Raw genomic sequence first — 22,382 nt, 5'->3', positions numbered from 1 at the left:
AACAATAAATGAAAAATTCAATCCCTAAACTATAACAACAATATAATCTACATATTTTGTAAAATTCCAGAGGATTTATCATGAGATGGCAAGGCGCATCCAAGAGAACATACACCGGCGGAAAAAGAATTGCCGGAAGAAGCAAGAGAAAGTTTGAAATCGGCCGCGAACCGGCGGAAACCCGCATCGGTCCGAGCAAGAGCAAAAACATCGCTACCCGCGGCGGTAACAGAAAAGTCAGATTATTGAGTGAACAATTCGTGAACGTGACGGACAAAAAAAGCGGAAAAACCATTCGCGCAACCGCACAAACTGTGACCGGAAACCCGGCCAACAAACACTACGTCCGGCGTAACATCGTGACCAAAGGAACCATCCTGAAAACCGACAAAGGACTTGTCAAAATCACAAGCCGCCCGGGACAAGATGGCGTCATCAACGCTGTTTTATTGGATGAATAAAATTAAAAGCATTGATTGCTTTTGATTTTTTTCTTTTCTCCTTTTTGTTTTGTTTCTGTTTTTTCATTTCCTTTGTATACTTCTGTTTTTTATCTTTGTTTCATTTCTGTTTTTTCTGTTGTCACATTCTTGATTTTGTTTTTTTGGTTTTAAATCGGCATCAACGGATTTTTGCGGCAGAGTAAAAACGTTCTCATTTTTCATTGTTTTGGTTTTTTTATGGTTCGGAAATATTTTTATTCAAATAAAATCATGTGATTGTGGTGAATTTATGAGTTCCTCTCAACGGTTTGTTTCTTACTTTATCATTGCAATGATTGTTTTATCCGCATTTGCCGGTCTTCTTGCGCCGGCAATAGCCGCATCGTCTTCCAACTCTACCGGCACAGCGCCGGTCAATACAACGTCCAACACACCATCCAACACACCACCCAACTCTTCCTCGGGTGGAAAATGTGTTTACGTGTATGATGTTAAAGTCTCGAAAAACCCCGGTCTATTGGTGTTTTTGGAACCGGTCAACAAAAGGTCTGTCACTTCTGAAATGGCGAACATCACCCGGCTTCCGGCCGGATTCTCTTTAATGGCTCTTCGTCCGGTTGATGCCGATGAATATTTCCAAAACCGGACTCTTCCGGGCTTTCAGGGAACCTATCAACACACAAATGGCGGAAATGTGTATGTGACGGTTTACGAATTTGAATCCAATGGAAATATCGGCGCCGAAGAACTCAAAAAAGCGTTCATTGAAAGATACCAATCCGATGAGGGAATTTCAACTGTTGACATCAACGGCCACCATGCGACCAAAGTTTCCAAATACATTTTGGCGCCCGGAAATTTCCGCTACATGTACTTCTGGCCGCAAGATAACCTGTTGGTTATTGTGGATGGAAATGTCGCGGATGACAATTTGATTCGAAGCATCGCCGACGCTGTCAATATTGATGCTGCCGGCAACAGTACGGCAAACAACAGCACAACGCCGGCGCCGATTGTCGCCAATAAATAAACAAATAAATAAACAAATAAATAAATAAAAAGAACCGGTCAACAAAAAAACGGAAAAAAGCATCATGGCAATTCATTGGTTCCCGTTCTTCAAACTTGAAAAATGCGCACATTGCGGAAAATGTATTTCCGCGTGTCCGCATCACCTTCTTTTTCAAAAGCAAGATGATAACGATCCGAATCTTTTTGTCCCGAAAATCACCGATCCACAACTTTGTCCGGTGAATTGTTCAAAGTGTGCCGGATCCTGCGCTTACGGCGTGATTGGAATTATCCGTCCGGCAAAACCGTGTGATTGCTGTTCATTTTAATCCAAAAATAGATCCGGTGAAGTTAATCGAACCGAGAAAGCCGCCCCGCAAAATCTACCGCAAAAATTCCTCGCTACGCTCTGAATTTTTCAAAGGGCGGGGGGAGGCTGTTTCCAAAAAGTTCGCTGTGCGAACGGCTCCCTCCGGTCGCTGAAAACTTTGGGAACTGTCAATTTAGAGCCAAGCAAACCGCCCCGCAAAATCAAACGCTTTGCGTTTGTATTTTGCGGATTTACACAGACAGACACATTCCGATTAGCAGTTTGCAGTACTGGATTGTGCTTGCTGATCTGATGTTTCCGGTTCTGATTGCACCTACAGTTCCCGATTTTTATTGCACCTGCTGTTTCCAGCTCTGGTTGCACCTGCTGTTTCCGATTCTGATTGCATCTGTTGCTTACTACTTTCAATTTGCATCTGTTGCTGCTGTACCCAATTCATTTCATCGGAATCCGAATAAACAGATGCGATACGCATCTGTTTATTCGGGGTGGTTTGCTTGAATTTTAAGAAAAGTGTATCGGTGGTTTTTGTTTTCTCTATAAAACGACCCGATTATTTTTGGCTCAAAAAGAAAATGTGTCGCCTTAACGCGCGTCCAGCCGCCTTCCGCCCCGCAAACCGGCGCTCTGCTTTTGAGTCTCACATCTTTTTCATCTTTAGATAGCTTCAACTGCATTTGAAGTCAAATAAACGTATATATAAGACGGTGTCCTTTTTCCTATCACATCCTCCGGCGGACGCTGTCTCAAAAACAGACCTGTTCCGATACGGAGAAAAAGAGTTGAGGAAATTTAAAAAAAGAATGAAGAGGTTCTTTTATGAAACACATGAAATTATCAACATTGGCTATTTTGGGCCTTGTTTTGATCTGCTCGCTCGGCATCAGCGGATGCCTGTCCGGCAACAATCAAACAGGCGTGGCCGACGAGGTCGGAATGGTTCCGTTTACCTCCGAAAAACAGATGCAAGCATACTTCTCCGGAAACTTTTCCGGCGATTCATATTATGGACGTGATTCGTTCGTTCGCACCGGAATGGTGATGGAAGAAGGCTCTGTGGCAGGAACGGGAGCAGTGAATAACACCGGCATCATCAGCGTCTCTAACAATACAACGCCGGCGTCGCCATCACCGATTTCTATGGACTTAAAATCAAACGACATGTATTATGATACGGACGCCGGTTCGGTTGACCGCGTTTCCGGAACCAACGTTCAAGTCCAAGGCGTCGACGAAGCTGACATTGTCAAAACCGACGGCAATACAATTTATTACACGCCGCAGGTTTGGTATCCGACCAACATGACGCTGATCAATAACACTTACGGTAGCTACTATCAATATGAAACATTCCAAACCACATTTACCATCGACGCTCTCCCGCCGGAGACAGCTGACATCATTTCAAGCATTGGCGCCGGCGGCGATCTCTATTTGGTCAACGACACACTCATTGTCATCAAAAATGAGGCGCTTTCCGCGTACAACATTTCCGATCCCTCTCAGCCGGTATTGGTTTGGAACGAAGAACTGGACGGATATTACAGAGACTCCAGAATGATTGACGGGAAACTCTACATGGTCGTTCAGAAATATGACCTAAACGGTGATGGCCCGATTGTTTACATGGACGCCAAAATCGATTATAACCGCTGTTACTATCCGGTCGGCCCCTCAATTATCCACCCGTCCACCGATACAACCTACTTCGTCTCCGCCGTTGATATTGGAAACGGACACTTTGGCGACACGGTCGCTTTGATCGGATCTTACGACTCCCTACTCTACGCTTCCGGAAACAACTTGTACTTGACCAATTACTTCTATCCGGACACAACCGCGATTGAACTCCAATTTATTCAAGAGCACGGTTCCGAATATTACCCGCAAGAAACGATGAACCAAATCAACCGCGTGATGGGAACCGATTATTTGAGTGAATCCGTTAAATACAACGCCGTCATGGAAGCCGTCTATAGCTACATAAAAACACTGACGTCGGAAGAACAGGAAAACTACTACAACAGCTACCAAAAGGCTTACTCCGCCTACTTGATGGATGCGATCAAAGACAAGGAAACCACGACGATTTCCAAAATCAATTTGGAAACTTTTGACGTGACCACCGGCACCGTTCCGGGAAGAATCAACGACCAATTCTCCATCGACGAATATGACGGATACCTCCGCGTGGCCACAACGGTCGGAAGCGGCTGGTTGACTCGTGATGAGCAGACCAACGGCGTCTATGTCCTTGACAGCAACATGAAAACCGTCGGGCAAGTCACCGGTCTCGCGCAAGGAGAACGCGTTTACAGCGCCCGTTATGTCGGCGACCGCCTCTACTTGGTCACTTACAAACAAATCGACCCGTTCTTCGTGGTTGACTTGAGCGACCCCCAAAACCCGTCCGTTCTCGGCGAACTCAAACTTCCGGGATATTCGACATATCTTCACCCGATCAGCGAGAACTTGGTGGTTGGGCTCGGTTATGCTGACGACTGGAAGATGAAATTGACGCTCTTTGACGTGACCAATGTGAACAGTCCGGTAGAATTGGACAGTTATACGTTCAGCAATTACAGCCATTCTTCCGCCCTCCATGACCACCACGCCTTTATGTGGGACGCTGACAGAAACCTGCTTGTGCTTCCGACTTATGAACACGCTTACGTCATGGAAATCAAAGACGGAAACATCAGCATGGTCAAAGACGATGTTCACAAAAACGCAACCGTCATCCGGTCCGTCTACATCAACAACTATCTGTACACTTTCTCGGACAAAGAAATTCACATCCTGAATCAGGACACCTGGGAATTGGTCAAAAAGATTTCAATCCCGCAGCCAAATTATCCGGAAAACATGTACAGGCCGCATCCGGTGTCGTATTATTAAAAAGTGAATGCGTCGGATAGAAAAATGCAATAAAATGTAAAAGTAAAATCAAGTTTGAACCGGCCGGAATAATCCGGTCGCTTCCTTCTTTTTCGGTGTCAATTTTTTGATTATTTGTTTTTTGTTTTTGAGTGCCGTTGCGCGCGTTAGAACGATACCTGTTCTTTTAAGTTAAAAACCGATACAGTTTATTCATTTTAATAAATCGGTTTTAAAATCGCATTTTATTTATTTTTTAAATAAAATACAATTTATTCTTATAGAGTCAAAGTTCTATCTATTCTATTATAATTTTAAAGTGAGGCAGGGATAACTCTATGAAATTGATTCAAAATAGAAATAAAAATACAATCAAATTTTCTATATTGATCTTAATTCTGTTTTCTTCTGTTTTGATGGGGGGCTGTTTATCCGAGCAACAAAATGGCTCAATAGACGACAGAATGGCTGAAAAAGTCGGCATGTCAGCATTTGAATCTGAATCTCAAATGAATGACTACTTCAAAAATGATTATCCTGTTTATTACGTACGTCCAACCTCTTCTTTTGCCCAGGTGACGGTTTGGTATGACCCCACTTCTTATAATACAACGGGATACCTCATTTCAGATAGCAGCGTGTCCAAAATTGAAAATCCGGCACCGCGGCCGGCTGATGCGGTACCGCCAAATGTCACCCGCTTTTCCGAAACAAATGTTCAGGAAAAAAACGTCGATGAAGCCGATTTGATTAAAACGGACGGCTTTTACATCTATTATACGCCGCTTTTGATTTATCAGAAAAACATCACCTACGTTGAAGAATCCCGCTCTCGATATTATCAATATGAACCGTATCTTAAAACATTCAGCATCGATGCGATGCCGCCCGAATCTGCAAAAGTTCTTTCCGAGATTGACAAAGGCGGCGACATGTATTTGGTCAACGATACGCTGATTGCAATTACGGACAAAAGTATGGGGGCTTTTAATGTTTCAGACCCGGAAAATCCGGTTCAAATATGGAACCGGAATTTAGACGGAAATTATTCGGAATCACGTCTGGTTGACGGTAAATTATATTTAATTGTTCAAAAATTCAATATGAATGGTTCGGCGGATGTTAATACAACGGTAAATCCCAACGGTTCGATTTCTGCCAACAGTTCTAAAACATCAACTTCCAATCCGTTATCCAAAGACGTCAATGATTCAAAAGAGATTCCATGGTCGCCGCCGACTTATATGGGACAAAAAATAGATTATGCCAAATGTTACTATCCGGTTGAGCCTTCCGTAATGAACGCGTCCTCTAATCAGGTTTATTTCATTTCCGTCGTTAACATCGCCAACGGAAACTTCGACGATACTCTTGCTTTTGTCGGTTCAAACTCGACATTTTTGTATGCTTCCACGGATAACTTATATTTGACGAATTATTTCATTCCGGATTATTTTGCGGCAAGGGACCGATTCTTTTTGGAAAACGGTTCGGACTATTTTCCGGAACAGGTGATGAATAATTATAAAAAGGAATTAGGCGACGGGTCAACTGAAAAACATCGGGAGAGGGCGAACCGGGTTTGGGATGCTTACATCAATTCTTTAAATAAATCTCTCACCGAGTCGGAGCAAAAGGAATTATTTAAAAATTATGAAGCCGGTTTTTCTGCTTATATTGTGAATTTAATCATGACGACCGAATCGACTTCCGTTTCAAGGATCAGCTTGAAAGATTTCAGCGTCACAACCGGAACCGTTCCGGGAGCCGCCGCAAATAAGTTTTTCATGGATGAGCACGACGGAAATTTCAGGATCGCGACGACTTTGGGGACTTACTTGAGGTTGGAAGATAAAGTGAATACCGTTTACGTTTTGGATAAAAACATGAACGTTGCCGGATACACGTCTGATTTGGCACCGGGCGAAACCATCAAAAGTGCTGCTTACAAAGACGACCGCCTCTACCTGGTCACTTACAAAGAAAAAGATCCGTTCTTTGTCATCGATTTAAAAAATCCGAAAAGCCCGTCTGTTCTCGGAGAACTGAAACTTCCCGGTTTTTCCACTTATTTGTATCCGGTGGATGAAAAGTCGGTCATCGGCCTTGGGTATACGGATGACGGCAAAATGAAACTGACTCTTTTTGATGTGACGGATGTCAAAAACCCGAAGGAATCCGGAAGTTGCGTTTTTGAAACCGGAAAATCCGCGGCGCTTTCCGACTCTCATGCTTTTATGTGGGATTCGGACAGGCAATTGCTGGTGCTTCCGACTGAAAGTCATGCCTTGGTGATGGAAATTAAGAACGGAAAAATAATATTTGTGAAAGATGACATTCATGAAAACGCGACGGTCATTCGTTCGATTTACATTAACAATTACCTGTACACGTTTTCGGAAAAGGAAATTCATGTTTTGGACCAAAATCATTGGAATTTGATTCAAAAGATCGGAATCCCGCAACCAATGACGTTTACGGATCCGAAAGCATCCTGATCAATGATTGAAAATCAGATTTGCAGATTGGAAATACAGATTGAAAAGCAGACTGAAAATGAGAAAACAGATTTGCTGATTCGAACATCTTGTTCGGATCAGCGGTTTGCTTATCATTGGTTTTGATTTTTGTTTTGTCTGATTTATTCCGAAAAATTGAGTTTCTTACTCTTCCGGCGCATAATAGCATCTTTTCGGAGAGCAGACGAGTCCCTGCTTTTTCAGCGAGTCAATAATTTTACTGACTTCTTTGTTGTCTTTGCCGCTGATTTCCGCAAGTTCTCCGGGTTTGACAGGTTTTCCGATGTGTTTCATGTGGTTGAGAATAATTTCTTCGTCCGGTGTCATTTTTGAATCCTCGTTGAAATGGTTTTGTAATTACTAAAATCCATGTGGTGCTCATGTCTTATTTATATTTTATAATAAGCGATATAAAAAGTCACTCAACATTTATATATATTTTTATAAATGAATAAAACCCCGGTTTTGTTTATTTGTTTCTTCGTTTTGTTATTCGTTCTGTTCCGATTGGTTTTGAGCGGATTGGATTTCGTTTCTGTCCATTTGGTTGTGGATAATTGTGATGCATTGACTGGACAGCAGCGAAATCGGGCCGACTGATATGCTGACGGCGCCTGAATTTTTGATGAGATTTTCGTCGTCTTCAAAAACGCCTTGATTATCGCCTAAAATAAAAACGGGGTCTTCAAGTTTGAAACCGGTTTTAAAAATGTCTTCTCCGTCCTCTTTCAAATAAATCAGCATTCGGTTTTTATTTTTGAATTCCTCCAACAAGTTGGACAGGTTTCCCGTCCGAACAAAAACGCCGGGCGTTGATTGTGTCTCCGTTTCTTTCGCGTCGACAAGGAGCGCTTTTTGAATCATGGATCCGGAACTGCGTTCGTCCGGGTTTAAGGATTTCATGGTCGCGCCGCAAAAGCGGACAATTTTTTCGGGTCCGGGCTCGCCTTTGAGAATCAAATGGACATTCACATCGCGGCGCATGCCAAAGGAAATGAACAGAGATGCCGTAACGCAGCGGCACAAAACATCCATCCGGCCGGCTGAACCGGGCAAATCGTTTAAAGATATTTTTCCGCCGGTGACGGCTTTGTTTCCGATAATGACATAATCTTTCATGACCGATAAACAGCAAACAACAATATAAATCTCCTCCTTTTGATTTTAAAAGGAGGAAATCGGGAACCGCTTTTGAATATTTAACCAACACGTTGCTGTAACATGCGGCATCGCCGCTGCAATCAGCAAAAAGACAAAAAATGAAAACCTGGGCCAATATAAATATAAAAACAAAGTCAACACAAATGTTTTAAACTTTTGAGAAATTATGAATTATTCATTGACCATTTATTTTAATTTGTTTTATTTTGTTTTATTTTGTTTTATTTTTTCAAAAAAGTGAGGCTGAGAATGTTATTTGCGACAATTGATATCGGGTCCAATGCGGCCCGTTTGCTGCTGACCAATGTTGAAGTGGTGGATGAAAATGTTCTTTTTGAGCGGCTCACGCTTCTGCGCCTTCCCATTCGTTTGGGCGACGACGCGTTTATCCGCGGGAAAATCTCGGACGAGAAGGTGAAAACGCTTGTCAAAATCATGTGCGGATTTAAGGAAATCATCGACGGCTTTAATGTGATGGACACAATGGCGTGCGCGACATCCGCGCTTCGGGAAGCGAAAAACGGGGACGAGATTGTCAAAAAAATTAAAAAGGAGTCCGGTATTGATTTAAAAGTAATCGACGGTAAACGGGAAGCCAAATTGATTTACGCGAACCATATTGAGAAAAATTTTGACCCGGCCAAAAATTACCTGTATATCGATGTCGGCGGCGGCAGCACTGAAATTACGTTTGTCGGCGGCGGCGTCCGTAAATCCAAATCATTTAATGTCGGCGCGATCCGGCTCAAAGAGGGCTTGGTTCTGAAAGAAACGTGGGATGAAATGGACAAATGGCTCAACAAGAACATTCCGACGGAAAATATCATCGGAATTGGAAGCGGCGGGAATATCAGCAGTCTGTATCTGCTCGCCAAAAAAATCAACAACGATCCGCTTCAATACGATGAGCTCAAAGAACTGTGCCGGACCATCAGCCAGCACACATATGAAGAACGGATTACGGAACTTGGGCTCAAACCGGATCGTGCCGACGTGATTCTTCCGGCCTGCCGGATTTATTTGAGCATCATGAAAACCTGCAACATCCAAACCATGCATGCGCCGATCATCGGTTTGTCGGACGGAATGGTTCACGAGCTGTATCAAAAGCACAAAAAGAAATTCATGGAATAAGTTCTTCCGTTTGTTTTTTCTGTTCTTTTTTTCATCTTTTACGGCTGTTCTCACCTTTTATATATGTGTTTATCCATTTCATAATAATTTCATGATATTTTTGATGATGATTTTTAATGGAGAATAATTATGGTCGAGAAAAAAACATTGGGCGCTTTTTTAAAAGATTCTCTGTCTTCATTCGGCGGCAAACCCGGAAATACAAAAACGCAAGCCTCTAAGACGAAGACGGAAACAAAAAACGAAAATCCGCCAAAATCCGTCAAATCTGCAAAACAGACAGCTAAATCGGCAACGAAGCCGGTTTCAAAATCAGCAGCCGGTTCGGCGACCAAACCGGCAACCAAATCAACAACCAAATCAACAACCAAATCAACAACGAAATCGGCAACCAACTCAGCAACCAACTCCTCATCCAAATCAACAACGAAACCGGCGGCCAAAACATCTGCCAAACCAACCGCGAAATCTGTTTCAAAATCGTCCGCAAAACCAAAAGCAAGTTCTTCAAGTTCTGCGGCAAAACCGGCAAACTTGTCTTCTTCTAAATCGTCTGTACCGTCTAAATCCACAAAGACGAAAGTGTCTTCTCAAACAGTTTCGTCCAACTCAGCTGTCAAATCCGTTTCAAAAACCGCGTCCAAGCCGGCACCGAAATCTTCAAAGCCGGCGGCACTGCCGGCAAAAACAGCCGTTCCGGCAAAGTCCGGCGCTTCAAAACCGGCATCGACTCCTTCTTCACCTTCAGACAAAAAACCGGTCAAACTTTCAGGCAACATGTCCAAAGCCGATAACGTTCGTTTTTACATTTATCAGAATTACTTCAAGCCGGCAAAAATGAAAGGTCAAAATAAAATTTCCATTCGGGCCGGCGATATTCATTCCGAAATGGGACTCAAATCCGGCGTTCCGACGGTTTGCTCGGCCATGAAAACCCGGATCGATCAGCTTTATGATGTTGAAATTATGGATGTGAAGCCGGAATCCGGCAACTCCGTCGATTTGGTTGTCAAATATGATCTGAAAAATTTGTATATGGGCGAAACAACGGCCAAAAAAGAATCCGGCAAAAGCACTCCGGCGGCTTCCAAACAATCGGAAAGCCATTATTTGATTTTAAAGGACCTTGAGGAAAAGTTGAGACTTTTTGTTTCCGACCGCGTCGAAGCCCGGTTTGGAAAAGAGTGGTGGAAAGTCACCGACATGAGTTTTTTGGCGGACCGATGGAACGAGCGCCGGATTATGAACGACCGGACGTCCGTCGTTTCAAAAAGAAACATTCACGAACCGCTCATCAATTACGCCAGTTTCAGCGATTACCGCAGAATTATCAACAACCCGTTTGCTTGGGAAGCTTTTGAGGATTATTTCCCCGACCGCGGCTGGATTATCCAACGGCTCAAAGAACTCGACCCGATCCGAAACGCGATTATGCACCACACGGACCTTGAAGATGATGATTATGTCCGTCTCGGACTTTATTCCCGCGACATTTTGAAAGTGATCCAAAAACGGGACGTCGGCAAAACAAGCAAAAGTAAGTCTGAAAAGAAATAATTCATTGTTCAGCATCGAAATTATCAGAATTTATCAGAGGTTTTATTTTGAGTCAAATTACGGAAACTGACAAAGAAAATATCGGGCTTTTTCTCATCGCGGCCAAGGAAGCCGGCGCTTCCGACGCTTTGTTTATTGACGCGGAAGAAATCGTCGTTGATGACCGCGTCCGCCTCAAATGTTTTGTTCCGCTTTGCCGCCACTACGGCGATTTGGTGTGTCCGCCGAATGTTCCGACGCCGGACGAATTCCGTAAATATTTAAGTTGCTACCGGTTTGCCGTCATGTTGGCCACGCAGTACAATAATCCGCCAAAGCCGCCGTCTCTTGCGGAATCGGAAGATGTGTCCCGCGAAATCCGGAAGAAGTCAACGGAGTTGTCGGAAATTCTGCTCAAATTGGAAAGCTTATGCCTTCAAAAAGGATACCGTTTCGCTGCCGGGTTTACCGGCGGAAGCTGTCATTACTGCGACAAATGCGTCAAAACCGGACAGGAATGCAAGACGCCTTACAAAGCGCGGCCATCCATGGAAGCGGTCGGCGTTGATGTGGTCGGAACGCTTCAAAATGTCGGCGTGAATTTGGAGTTTCCGGTCAGCGACAAAATCAAATGGTGGGGACTTCTTTTAGTGGATTGACCAAAAAATTCACTCGCTGCGCTTTTAAATTTTCCAAGGGCGGCGAAAGCCGTCTATTTTAAAGACGGGTTTAGATTACGAATTTATTGATAAAATATTATCGGCAAGCTGTTTGGCGACGAATACAATAATGGAGGAAAATCATGTCTGATCAAGATTATGCAGGGGCATATATGGGATGGAGTGAGGAAATCGGGTTTACAATCTCTATTTTTAAGCCGGATGGAACGTCGGCTCATTTTGCCGATATGTGGCAGGAAAACTATTATTACATCACTCACGGCCGGTACAGCATAAAAGGAACAGAAATGACCACTTGGGTTTACCCGATATTTTCGCCCGGCACCGTTAATGAAGGCAAAGCATTCCTCTTCCTCGGCGAAAAAATCGTGCACGATCACAGCAAGTCTCGTCAGGAAGATTATGAGGAATACTACATCAGCGGTTATGATGTTTTTTGGGACTCTGTGGACTTTAATAATCCGGCGGTCAATGATGATGGTTCGGTTCCGCCCGGGCCGGCGTCCAAACTGAAAGAAATCGCTTTGCTGGGAAAGTCAAAAGTGGAAAGCGCCGCAAAGCCGTCAAAGAAAAATAATCCCAGGAAAACATCATCCGGGAATGAAAACGGGGAAAAGTTCGTTGATTCGCCGCCGTCTCCACCGCAGCCAAAGCCGGAACAGCCCTATATGCTGATTTGCAATCCGCCGTCGTTGCATATTTTTGTACAGCCGCCGCGCAGCGTCGAAGGTGAAAATCCTCCCGAGCCGGAAAAAAGACGTTGGCGCAGAGCACGCGAGCAGGGGGTCGTTCTTGAAGGTTTTATTGACGAGTCCAGAGATTGCGAAGAATTAACCGACCCCGCCGAATTGATTTCCGGCAAAAGTGGTACTTTAGACGATACCCGAAAACGTAATACAGTACACCTTCACTCAGTTTTCGTTTTTCAAAACCAGATGTGGGTGAACAGCTATTACGCAAACATTTATTCTTTTATCGGCATGACTCTAAAAGGCGAAGCGGTGACATTACCGGTCTTCATCAGCGCGAAACGCGGCCAAGATGTTCCGTGGCGGGATATGCTGTCCGTATTAAAATCTGTTGTTTTCGATATTGATTATTTTGTTTATAAGGACTATGACAATATTGTGGAAAAATGCTTGAAAGAAATTTACCCGAACACGGTTTACGTGTCGTCCATTTGGGATTTACCGACAGGCGCGCCGATCAAAAAGAGAGCTGAAGAACTCCACCGCATCTCGGAAAAAGAAGTCAAAGAGTTTTGGTACAGCCCGGGAAATATCGAAAATATCGGACAGCTTCAAGATATTGTTGAACTGTTTATCGAACGCTTAGACGCGTTTTTTGAAAATTATATTTATCAAAGTCCGCTTGACCAACCGGATGTGAATTCGGTTCAAAATGGCGATATAAATCGTGTTGTTGAAAAAATTCCTGCTTCCATATCGGAGCCGCCGGAAAATTCAGAAAAACCCGAAACGATAAAAGCAGAAGATACGGGATGCGCAGAAAACGCCGGTCGGGTCAATTATTGCTTTGTGTTTGAAAGGTCTTTTTGGTTGCCCGACGGTATGCGGTCGAGAGTTGCTGTTTTTAATCAGGTTTCAGAAGGGTGTGTGATCAAATCGGTGCTTGCCGCTCTGCCCGAAACGGCCGCCAATAGTGATTGGGAAGCCGCCATAAACAAAGCGGCGGTACAAATGGGAGACATAAAGTACCTTCTTTTTCAAGGATGTTCGATAAATCGTTTTTCTGTCAATATGCAAATTTTGCCGAATACCGTTTGGTGCAGCAATATTGGGGATTTTGATTACACGGAAAAGTCTCGTGAAAAAAACTGCCAAAAGCTCAATGAGCTTGACAATCATCTGTCTGCTTTTAGCCGGAGCTGCGAAAATGTACAACACTGTTTTGAAGTCTTGCGGGAACATTTAAAACTGATCGGCATTACAGAAATCGATGCGATTTAAGGAATTTCGGGGCTTGCTTTTTCAAAAAACGACCCTGTATTTTCTCTTGACTCAAAAAGAAAACGTGTCGCCATAACACGCGCGGTGCCGCTCGCCTCAAAAGATGAAAAAAGGAAGAAAGAAAAAAAGAAAAATTATTTGCCGTTTTCTTCTTTTTTATTTTTCGCCCGCTCGGCAAGTCCTAAGGCGCAGGCTTTTGCTTTTTCCATGACTTCCGTTTCGTTTATGGACAGAACCGCATAATCTTCCATCAAAACCTTTCCGTCCACAATCATTGTTTTCACATCACTGCCGGCGGCTGAATAAACAATATGGGAATACGCGTCAAAAATCGGCGTCGCGTTTGCTTTTTTGGTGTCGACGATGATGAGGTCGGCTTTGTTTCCGGGTTTTAAAACGCCTGTTTTTTTGTCGATGACTTGGGCGCCGTTTTTTGTCGCCATTTCCACAACCGATTTGGCACAAAGGGCGGTCGGATCTTTGGTGACAAGTTTTTGAAGGAGAGCCGCCGTTTTCATTTCTTCAAACATATTGAGATTGTTGTTTGACGCGCAGCCGTCCGTTCCAAGTGTTACATTGATGCCGGCGTCTAACATTTTTTGAACCGGGGCGGCGCCGGACGAAAGCTTCATGTTGCTGATTGGGTTGTGGGAAACCGTCACGCCTTTTTCGGCAAACAACTTAATGTCGCCGTCCGACATCCAAACGCAATGAGCGGCTAAAATATCCACGCCGGCGGTCAATTCATTTCCTTTTGTATTCCAAAAGTTGACGGAATCCAAATGATGAACCGAACAAACCCCATAGTTTTTCTTCATGGTATTGAGCTCGTCTTCCGTTTCCAAAACATGAATATGGACGCCGACACCATCGCGCTCAGCGGCCTTTTTGACTTTAGCGATAAATTCTTTGGAACATGTATTCGGCGCATGCGGACCGTACATGGTTGTAATCCGGCCGTTTGCTTTTCCTTGCCATTCGCGAACCAAACGCTCACCTTTTAAAAGTTCGCTGTTGCCGCGCTCTTCATCAAAGAGTTCAATCATGCCGTAAGAAAGGCAGCCTCGGATACCGGCTTTTTCAACAGCCTTTCCGGTTTCGTCCATAAAGAAATACATATCGCAAAAAGCAGTCGTTCCGGAGCGGATCATCTCCAAACAGCCCAACATTGATCCCCAATAGACGTCTTCAGCCGTCAATTCCGCTTCCGCCGGCCAAATTTCCTTTTGCAGCCAATCCGAAAGAATCATGTCGTCCGCATAACCGCGCAGAAGGGTCATTCCAAGATGCGTGTGCGTGTTCGAAAGGCCGGGCATGACAATGGACCCCTCAGCATCAATCGTTTTGTCAAAAAAGCCGGAGGGATTTCCGTCGCTGACCTTTGTAATCAAATTGTTTTCAATGACAACATATCCGTTTTGAATTTCCGGTCGAGTGTCATCCATTGTTAAAATATGCGCGTTTTTGATGAGAATCCGGGACATAAAATCATCTCCATTTTGACATTTTTGATAATTATTTCATTGTTAACGATTCGTTCTCATATAACGATTTGTTCTCAATAATTCGTATCCGATACAGCTTATATAAGTCCCATATTTTAATAATATTTCGAACGATAAAAAAGAAAACGATTTCAAAATTTTATTTGGATGTTGGAACTGGCATAAAAAAAGGCAATTTGAAAATTGCCTTTTTTCAATTCTAAATTATTTTATTTTTGCTTTGATTTTAATTTTGCTTTGATTTTAATTTTGCTTTGATTTTAATTTTAAATTCTGTCCAGTTCCAGAATTTGAAGTCCGGCAACGCCCGGAACCTTCTCATAAGCGGCTTCGACGTCTTCGGTTCCGCCTTCGCTGTCTTCAACGATGATGGTCACAATCAAAGCTTTCAAACCGAACGCAATCGGTTGCTCAATGATTTCTCCGTTAACTTTGGCTCCGGCCGGAGTGGCTTCTTTTATTTTTTGTTTCAACATGTTTAAGTCTGTTTCGACATCTTCCGGCATAATTTTAATTTTTGCTGCGACACCGCTCATATTTTTCACCTTCTTTAATTCTCTTTTGCATTTATTGCATTTTATTTTTCGATTCCGGATTTCCGGTTACGGGCCAACGAATCCGCATTTGCATTCGTACAAGTTGCCGAGAACACGGCAAGCTTGGCATCTTCCGATTTCTGCGCCGCATTTCGGGCAGGAGAAACGGACGCTTCCTTCTTCGACAAGACTGATTTGACAGGTGGTACAGTTATCGGTTTTTCTCATAAGTATTCCTCTTTTCCTTGATTTTATGATAAAAGTGAAAAACAAACATCGTTTGAATTTATATCCGTAGAATAGGACAAAATGAAATGTAGTCTGCTTACGGACAAACTCACATTTAACTTTTATGCATGAAATGACGGATTTATGAAGTCTTGAAGTGTCTTCAAAAGAATATAAATGTTTTTATCAGCACTTTCCGACAGTTTCGGGTATTTTACGAAATTCGTCATCTTCGATGAATTTGAACGTCAAATCTTGTTTTCGGCAAACCCTTCCACAATCACATTAATCTGGACCGGCGGCCGCTTCGGATCGGAAATCAGTTCTTTGATTTTGGTTTTGAATTCGACATCCTTTTCCTGAATTTGATTTTCTTTCATATATTTGAAAATATCATTTTTAGAATAGGTCTCTGCATAATAAATGGCGTCCTGCTTGACGGAAAATGTTTTTTCACCGTCGGTTGTATGGAATACGAAACTCTTTTCTTTATATCCGGACTCATCTTCTTTCGCCTGAACCTCAATCTGAATTTCCACCCGCTTCGCCAGCTTTCCGGCCAGGCAACCGACAGCGTTTCCGACGGCATAGTGTTCCGGCGCGATAATTTCGGCGTCGATACATTCGGAAAGCTCCCGGATAAAACAGCGGACAGGCGCCCCGATTAAAACAACCGGAATGTCAATTTTAAACCGCAGAAATTTTTTGCCGGAATCATTTGTATCCGTCTTTTCATATTGATTCTTTTGAGCGTCTTTGTCCAAAAAAGCGTCCAATTCTTCTCTGGAAAATGTGTCATCCATAAAGTATACGAGTTCTCTTGCCATCGTTCGGGCAAATTTCTTTTTGAGATTTTGGCACAAATCTTCTTTGGTGGTGTTCAGCAAATCCGCCATGATTTTGGCACCGAACACCGATGCTTCTTTGTCCCATTCGATATAGTCGCCCGTGACGTGAAGAATGTCGGTCGGCGTCAACCCGATCACTTGAACCAGCCGCTTGTTAACCAAATTTTCAATCATATCAAACGGAATATAATCCGATTCCCACGCCAAGTCTCCCAAAAAACGGGGCAAATCTCCGATTTTGTTATACGTTTTCATTTCCTCGGCGGACAAATTTACCGGCAAATATTTGCTTTTCATCACAAGCGTTGTCGGCTGAACAAATTCATTGAGCAATTGGTTATGGGAAACCCAGTGGTTTTTCATGGTGTCCGACAATCCCGGAAACATTTCCACGGCGCGGCAGAGTGGAATGACACGCCGTGGTCCGATTTTGATGTTTCCAAACCGTGCGTCTTGAACGGAATCAGCGCCGAACCAAATATGGCTGTCGCCGCCCATGGCGGTTGTTTCCATTTGAATGGCCCGGACTTTTGTCCGCCAGCCGCCAACCGTTGCGCCCAAATCTGAAATTTTCGGAATTTGATCCACAATCATTGACACATCCGTGCTGGTTCCGCCGACATCAATTGCGATGCAGGTGTCCTTGCCGGACAAAAAGGCGGCGCCAAGAACACTGGCTGCCGGCCCTGAAAAGATGGTTTCGACCGGTTTTTCCATGACTTCGGAAAATAAAGCGACGGCGCCGTTACACTTTAACATGGTGGTTTTGACGTCCATGCCGCGGTTTTTTGTCTCCGCCAGGATAGCGTCTAAGAAATTTTTAGCAATCGGAAGAAGTGACGCATTCAAATAAGCGGTGATGCCGCGCTCGTAAGCGCCAAGCGCATGCGCCAACTCGTGCCCGCACACGACCGGATAGCCGGTCAGTTCCATGATTTTTTTCTTCGCACGCAACTCATGTTCGGGATTTAAAATGCTGTAAAAAGCGGAAACGGCAAAAGCCGACACGCACTCTTTCATTTTAAGCACGTATTCTTCAATGGCGGCCATATCGAGTTCTTCATTTTCTTTGCCGCGGTAATTGTGTCCGCCGGTGACGACCACGCAGTTATCCTTTAAATGTTCCGGAATTTTCTGCGTTCCGATGAGAATGAGCGCAACGGTGGCCCCGTTTTTTTCAAGAATGGTATTCGTGGCAAATGTTGTTGAGACCGACAGCAGTTTGACTTGTTTTAAATGGTCCGGGTTTAATTTATCCAACACGGATGAAATGCCGCCGATCGGGTCCGGATATGTTGTGAGCGCTTTGTCGGATTCAAGAACATGTCGGCTGTCCAAATCAACGATCGCAGCATCCGTGTATGTCCCGCCGGCATCGATTCCCAAACTTAAACTTTTTTCCATTTGTATAAACCACCGATTTGTCAATCAGACCAAGTCTTTGCGGCGTGAATTCTAAAAAAGTATCGCCGCTCATCATAAAAATCACCCATACAACGTGTGGAAGGATAATAAAGTAAACTGATTGAAAAATAACAAAGAGGACTTGTTTTTTGTCCCGGCCCGAAATAAAAAAGGATTTTGTATCCGAATAAAATCAGGAAACAGGCAAAGTTGAACGGAATGGTCAACTTGTCAACGATAAAAATCGGCAATTGATGAAATAAAAACAAATTGATAAAAAATGAATAATAAAAATGATTAAAAAATAAAAAGAATTTATAAACATTGACACTGTTGTCTTAGGCATGAAAGCGTGCATTATGTGCGGCGGGACCGGAACGCGTCTTCGCCCGTTGACTTTTCGGCGCCCGAAGCCGTCCATTCCGATTTTGAACAAACCGTCTGTTCTTCATTTGATTGAACATTTGTCGAATGAAGGATTTAACGACATTATTTTAACGCTCGGTTATATGGGCGACGAAATTGAAAGAGAGTTGGGCGACGGCAGCGTTTACGGCGTTCACATTGATTATGTTTATGAAAAAACAAAACTCGGAACCGCCGGCAGCGTCAAAAACGCGCAGGAATTGATCGGCGACGAGCCATTTATCGTGCTTGGCGGCGATCACGTAATGACCCTCAACCTTCGGGAAATGTACCGCTTCCATCAACAAAACGATGCGCTTGTCACGATTGGTCTTTTGTCCATTGACGACCCGCGCGAATTCGGTATTGCCGATATGGCCATTGACAACCGGATTCTCCGTTTCTTTGAAAAACCAAAACCGGGAGAAATTTTCAGTAACCTGGCCAGCACCGGTATTTATGTATGCAGCCCGGAAATTTTTAATGAGATTCCGAAGGATCAGAAGTATGATTTCGCGAAAGATCTTTTCCCGAAACTCTTGTCAAGCAATCAGCGGATCAACGGTGTTTTGGTGCGCGGCAAATGGACGGACGTCGGAAGCGCCGTCGCCTACCGCGCCGCTCAAAAATGGATGCTGGACGACATGTCGGAAACGATTTTGGAAGGCGAATTTGAATCCAGCGGCAAAATTTTAGGACCGATCCGTGTCGGAGCGAATGTTTCCATCGGCAAGAATTCTTCCGTTGTCGGTCCGGTCATTATCGGCGAAAACACAAAGATCGGCGAACGTGTTCTTGTCGGCCCGTATTCCGTCATCGGCTCCGATTGTGTCATCGGAGACGATGTGAAGATTTTGGCGTCTTATGTTTTTGACGGAACAAGAATCGGCAGCAAAACAACGCTTTCGGGCGCGATTGTTGACAGTAACGCCGATATTGGTGCCGGCTGCAGCCTCGAAAACGGAACCATCATCGGTCCGGACGCGAAAGTCGAAGACGGCGCCACCATTCACTCCGGTGTTAAATTGTGGCCGGAAGTTGTCGTTTCAAAGGGAATGCATGTGACAGAAGATGTTTTGAATGAAAAATATGATTCGCAAGTGAACGGGTCATAAGCGTTTTATTTACTTGTTTATTTTTATTAATTCATCGTAAATTATATATTTATTAATATATTTATTAATTTATTCGTTAATTTATTTTTTAGGCTATTGGCGTTATCACCGGTGTGCTGATCTGTCGGCAAGAATATTTCCCAATCGTAATTAATCGGATTTGTCCGGTCTGCGAAAGATGACATATTTGAGTAATAATGACCTACAATTGAGTAATAATGACATATAATTGAGTAATAAAGTGTAAAGGAAGGGAATATAACGATGATTGACTATTCTGAAATTTTAAAAGCAAATTCCAGCGGCGTATTGGCAACGCAAAACGATGAAAAGGTGGACACGAGGGTTGTCCAATGCTTGTTTACCGAAGGCAGTAAGGCGTATTTTTGCACCAGCTGTGAAAAACCGATGTACGACCAACTTGTGAGAAATCCCAACGTTTCTTTTTGTGTTCATCCGCAGAATTATTCTCCCGTTTTGTCTGTCAGCGGGAAGGTGACATTTGTGGAAGACCAAGCGCTTAAAGCCCGCGTGTTGGCGGTAAGTCCGATGAGCAGAAACGTCTATAAAACGCCGGATAATCCGGTTTTCAAAGTGTTTTACATTGAAATTGAGGACGTGAAAACTTACAGTTTTGCGGACGGAACAAAACATTTCACAATATGAATGGAGGAAGCGTTATGCTGACCGTTGCACAAACGAAACAAACAAGTATCGAGTTAAAAGAGAATTACCGCATCTCTGAACTAACGCCCGAAGTTATTTGTGCGGATCTGCGTATCAATGACCGGGAACTTAACAAGGTGTTGGAAATGGTTAACCCGGACCCGACAACGGTTTGGCGGGTACGCGATTACATGGAAAGAAAAATAAAAGAACAGGGAAAAACGCCGGCGCCCTATTCCGCGCTGATTACGAATATATGGTATCGATATGACTGATTCGGCTGTTATGATCTAATGAGATTTTGTGATAAAGAAGTGAAAATATGAATACAGTTGTTATTACCGGCGCAAATTCGGGTTTGGGTTATGAATGCGCTAAAAATATTTTAATGTCCGGCGGCGAATACCATATTGTCATGGCCTGCCGCGATTCGGAAAAAGCCCGGGTTGCTCAAACCGCTTTGGTTAATGAAACGGGGGCTGACAGTAAAAACATCCATGTGATGGAACTTGATTTGTCTTCGTTGCAGTCTGTTCGGGATTTTTCAAAAGAATTCATGGCGCGTTCTTTGCCGCCCCTTTATGCGGTTGTGTGCAACGCGGGAATTGCCGGCACCCGTTCCGGAAAAACGGTGGACGGGTATGAGTTGGTTTTTGGAACAAATCACCTGGGGCATTTTTTGCTGACGAATTTATTGCTTCCGAGCTTTACGGAGAAGGGCCGCATTGCAGTTGTGAGCAGCGACATGCACAATCCGCCCGGCGGCATTTCTTATCCGGGCGCGAATGTGTTGGCAGACCCTGAAGCTGATATTGGAAACCGTTACCCGTTAAGCAAGTTGTGTAATCTTTATTTTACCTACGCGCTTTCAAGAAAGCTGGCAGATCTGAAAAAACCAATTACAGTAAACGCTTTAAATCCCGGTTTGATGCCGGAGACAAATTTAAGCGCCGGCTACAAAGGCCGGTTTACCAAGGAGTATCTTGAAAGTGTCAAGGATATGATGGGATCCCTCTCCGAGTCCTCAAAAGCGCTTGCCGCTATGGTAACTGAGCCGTACTTTGGAACGGTCACCGCAAAATATAATGATCGCGGAAGGGTGGTGCCGTCTTCCGAACTGTCTTACAATATTGAAAATCAAAATGATTTATGGGAAACCAGTGTGAGGTTGACGGGTCTCAAATCCCGGGAAACTTTCCCGGAACTTGTCAACGGAAAGTAAGTTGTTTCGGAACCGATTTTTTAGCGGGCAGCCTGCGCGCGCGTTACGACGATACATTTCCTTTTTGAGTTTAAGAAACGAAGTGGCAATTTCCGAATCAGTATAAAAAAATATAAAAAGAAAACGGATTTTCGTATTTTTATCAAATTAAATTCAGAATCCGTTATTGTTTTCGGTCGAAATAAATGCTTTTTCCGGAAACGCTGAGCGGAACCGCAAAAGCGTATTCGGCATCAATCATTTTTACGGAACAAGCCGCTGCACCCGCGGAATACATAATCCGGTTGTCAAGGCACATATCTTTTGCTTTTGAAACCGCGGAGCCGATTGCAATTCCGAGATCTACCGACTTGATGGCGCAAATCGGTCCCGAAAACGGCGGAACGGATTCCTTGTTTTTGGGCGCGCTTGTCAGTCCCGCGCATGTCCCAAAACCGCAGGCGCCGCAATTGAGTCCCGGCGGTTTCGTGTCTTTCAAACCGATAATCGTCACAAGATCCGAATTTCGGATGTTTCCGGCATCGCGCACGAAGAACATACCCAACTTTTCGGAAAGTTTTTCCATTTCATTCGCCAGCATTTCTTTTTCGGAATCATTCAAAATGTACGTGACAAGATTGTCAATTCCTTTTCCTTTCGGAGCGGTTCTTGCAGCCACCAAAATTTCCTTGGCCATTTGAAGAAGCGCGTCCTTTTCCGCGTCCACCATCATAAGAGAAAAAAAGCGGTTTTTGTATTAGATTTTTTGGGGTCAAATAAGCGGTATGGAGAAACGGTGAAGAAGATGGCAA

23 protein-coding genes are annotated in these 22,382 nt (G+C 43.8%); 13 read left to right on the top strand and 10 right to left on the bottom strand.

From position 1 onward, the window contains the following. Positions 1-80: 80 nt before the first annotated feature. The 3 genes from MsAc7_RS03830 (at position 81) to MsAc7_RS03820 (ending at position 1,783) form a co-directional block, all read left to right on the top strand. Entirely contained in the window at positions 81-461 is a 381-nt protein-coding gene (locus MsAc7_RS03830; protein WP_338103265.1) for a 30S ribosomal protein S8e, read from the top strand. A 271-nt stretch (positions 462-732) separates the two neighbouring features. Beyond that, positions 733-1,473, top strand: a complete 741-nt coding sequence (locus MsAc7_RS03825; RefSeq protein WP_338103264.1) for a hypothetical protein — start codon at positions 733-735, stop codon at positions 1,471-1,473. 64 nt (positions 1,474-1,537) lie between these two features. After that, positions 1,538-1,783: a 4Fe-4S dicluster domain-containing protein gene (locus tag MsAc7_RS03820; protein ID WP_338103263.1), complete on the top strand. Its 246-nt coding sequence runs from the start codon at positions 1,538-1,540 to the stop codon at positions 1,781-1,783. Between the two features lie 315 nt (positions 1,784-2,098). Here the strand turns inward: MsAc7_RS03820 and MsAc7_RS03815 are convergent, their stop codons facing one another. Beyond that, complete coding sequence (locus MsAc7_RS03815; protein ID WP_338103262.1) at positions 2,099-2,260, bottom strand: hypothetical protein; 162 nt, start codon at positions 2,258-2,260, stop codon at positions 2,099-2,101. Between the two features lie 344 nt (positions 2,261-2,604). On the opposite strand from MsAc7_RS03815, the gene MsAc7_RS03810 reads away from it, so the two are divergent. Both MsAc7_RS03810 and MsAc7_RS03805 read left to right on the top strand, forming a co-directional pair. Further along, on the top strand, positions 2,605-4,683 hold the full coding sequence (locus MsAc7_RS03810) for a beta-propeller domain-containing protein (RefSeq protein ID WP_338103261.1): 2,079 nt from the start codon (positions 2,605-2,607) through the stop codon (positions 4,681-4,683). Between the two features lie 443 nt (positions 4,684-5,126). Continuing rightward, a complete protein-coding gene (locus tag MsAc7_RS03805) occupies positions 5,127-7,160 on the top strand; it encodes a beta-propeller domain-containing protein (protein WP_338103260.1) in 2,034 nt (677 codons plus the stop codon). A gap of 165 nt (positions 7,161-7,325) precedes the next feature. Here the strand turns inward: MsAc7_RS03805 and MsAc7_RS03800 are convergent, their stop codons facing one another. Beyond that, positions 7,326-7,508 carry a MarR family transcriptional regulator gene (locus tag MsAc7_RS03800; RefSeq protein ID WP_338103259.1) on the bottom strand — a complete coding sequence of 61 codons (183 nt, stop codon included), beginning with the start codon at positions 7,506-7,508 and terminating at the stop codon, positions 7,326-7,328. A gap of 162 nt (positions 7,509-7,670) precedes the next feature. Beyond that, the gene (gene trmY, locus MsAc7_RS03795; protein WP_338103258.1) at positions 7,671-8,300 is read right to left on the bottom strand and encodes a tRNA (pseudouridine(54)-N(1))-methyltransferase TrmY; all 630 of its coding nucleotides are present in this window, start codon (positions 8,298-8,300) and stop codon (positions 7,671-7,673) included. A 291-nt stretch (positions 8,301-8,591) separates the two neighbouring features. On the opposite strand from trmY, the gene MsAc7_RS03790 reads away from it, so the two are divergent. Next, on the top strand, positions 8,592-9,476 hold the full coding sequence (locus MsAc7_RS03790) for a Ppx/GppA phosphatase family protein (RefSeq protein WP_338103257.1): 885 nt from the start codon (positions 8,592-8,594) through the stop codon (positions 9,474-9,476). A 113-nt stretch (positions 9,477-9,589) separates the two neighbouring features. On the opposite strand, the gene MsAc7_RS03785 is transcribed toward MsAc7_RS03790, so the two are convergent. Further along, positions 9,590-10,048 carry a hypothetical protein gene (locus MsAc7_RS03785; RefSeq protein ID WP_338103256.1) on the bottom strand — a complete coding sequence of 153 codons (459 nt, stop codon included), beginning with the start codon at positions 10,046-10,048 and terminating at the stop codon, positions 9,590-9,592. 18 nt (positions 10,049-10,066) lie between these two features. Next, positions 10,067-10,261, bottom strand: a complete 195-nt coding sequence (locus MsAc7_RS03780; RefSeq protein WP_338103255.1) for a hypothetical protein — start codon at positions 10,259-10,261, stop codon at positions 10,067-10,069. Between MsAc7_RS03780 and MsAc7_RS03775 the strand changes: the two genes are divergently transcribed. From MsAc7_RS03775 to MsAc7_RS03765, 3 genes are all read left to right on the top strand, one after another. After that, entirely contained in the window at positions 10,254-11,033 is a 780-nt protein-coding gene (locus MsAc7_RS03775) for a Swt1 family HEPN domain-containing protein (protein ID WP_338103254.1), read from the top strand. The two genes, MsAc7_RS03780 and MsAc7_RS03775, sit on opposite strands and share 8 nt — an antisense overlap. A gap of 47 nt (positions 11,034-11,080) precedes the next feature. Beyond that, entirely contained in the window at positions 11,081-11,671 is a 591-nt protein-coding gene (locus MsAc7_RS03770) for a DUF2284 domain-containing protein (protein WP_338103253.1), read from the top strand. 143 nt (positions 11,672-11,814) lie between these two features. Further along, positions 11,815-13,662, top strand: a complete 1,848-nt coding sequence (locus MsAc7_RS03765) for a hypothetical protein (RefSeq protein ID WP_338103252.1) — start codon at positions 11,815-11,817, stop codon at positions 13,660-13,662. Between the two features lie 134 nt (positions 13,663-13,796). On the opposite strand, the gene MsAc7_RS03760 is transcribed toward MsAc7_RS03765, so the two are convergent. From MsAc7_RS03760 to MsAc7_RS03745, 4 genes are all read right to left on the bottom strand, one after another. After that, entirely contained in the window at positions 13,797-15,146 is a 1,350-nt protein-coding gene (locus MsAc7_RS03760) for an amidohydrolase family protein (RefSeq protein ID WP_338103251.1), read from the bottom strand. A 287-nt stretch (positions 15,147-15,433) separates the two neighbouring features. Beyond that, positions 15,434-15,703 (bottom strand): elongation factor 1-beta, encoded by a 270-nt coding sequence (locus MsAc7_RS03755; RefSeq protein WP_338103250.1) that lies wholly within the window; start codon positions 15,701-15,703, stop codon positions 15,434-15,436. Positions 15,704-15,769: 66 nt separating this feature from the next. Then, on the bottom strand, positions 15,770-15,931 hold the full coding sequence (locus MsAc7_RS03750; RefSeq protein ID WP_338103249.1) for a zinc finger domain-containing protein: 162 nt from the start codon (positions 15,929-15,931) through the stop codon (positions 15,770-15,772). 248 nt (positions 15,932-16,179) lie between these two features. Next, complete coding sequence (locus MsAc7_RS03745; protein WP_338103248.1) at positions 16,180-18,183, bottom strand: hydantoinase/oxoprolinase N-terminal domain-containing protein; 2,004 nt, start codon at positions 18,181-18,183, stop codon at positions 16,180-16,182. Between the two features lie 344 nt (positions 18,184-18,527). Between MsAc7_RS03745 and MsAc7_RS03740 the strand changes: the two genes are divergently transcribed. The 4 genes from MsAc7_RS03740 to MsAc7_RS03725 all read left to right on the top strand — a co-directional run bounded on the left by MsAc7_RS03740 (position 18,528) and on the right by MsAc7_RS03725 (position 21,591). Next, positions 18,528-19,703 (top strand): sugar phosphate nucleotidyltransferase, encoded by a 1,176-nt coding sequence (locus tag MsAc7_RS03740; protein ID WP_338103247.1) that lies wholly within the window; start codon positions 18,528-18,530, stop codon positions 19,701-19,703. Between the two features lie 264 nt (positions 19,704-19,967). Continuing rightward, on the top strand, positions 19,968-20,369 hold the full coding sequence (locus MsAc7_RS03735; protein ID WP_338103246.1) for a pyridoxamine 5'-phosphate oxidase family protein: 402 nt from the start codon (positions 19,968-19,970) through the stop codon (positions 20,367-20,369). Between the two features lie 14 nt (positions 20,370-20,383). Beyond that, entirely contained in the window at positions 20,384-20,644 is a 261-nt protein-coding gene (locus tag MsAc7_RS03730) for a DUF2316 family protein (RefSeq protein ID WP_338103245.1), read from the top strand. A gap of 47 nt (positions 20,645-20,691) precedes the next feature. After that, positions 20,692-21,591 carry an SDR family NAD(P)-dependent oxidoreductase gene (locus MsAc7_RS03725; protein WP_338103244.1) on the top strand — a complete coding sequence of 300 codons (900 nt, stop codon included), beginning with the start codon at positions 20,692-20,694 and terminating at the stop codon, positions 21,589-21,591. 163 nt (positions 21,592-21,754) lie between these two features. Here the strand turns inward: MsAc7_RS03725 and MsAc7_RS03720 are convergent, their stop codons facing one another. After that, on the bottom strand, positions 21,755-22,303 hold the full coding sequence (locus MsAc7_RS03720; protein WP_338103243.1) for a ferredoxin domain-containing protein: 549 nt from the start codon (positions 22,301-22,303) through the stop codon (positions 21,755-21,757). Positions 22,304-22,382: the final 79 nt, after the last annotated feature.

This window comes from Methanolapillus millepedarum (assembly GCF_032594115.1).
Classification (GTDB): domain Archaea; phylum Halobacteriota; class Methanosarcinia; order Methanosarcinales; family Methanosarcinaceae; genus Methanolapillus; species Methanolapillus millepedarum.
The sequence above is the reverse complement of the archived record's forward strand: the minus strand, read 5'-3'. Positions and strand labels throughout refer to the sequence as shown.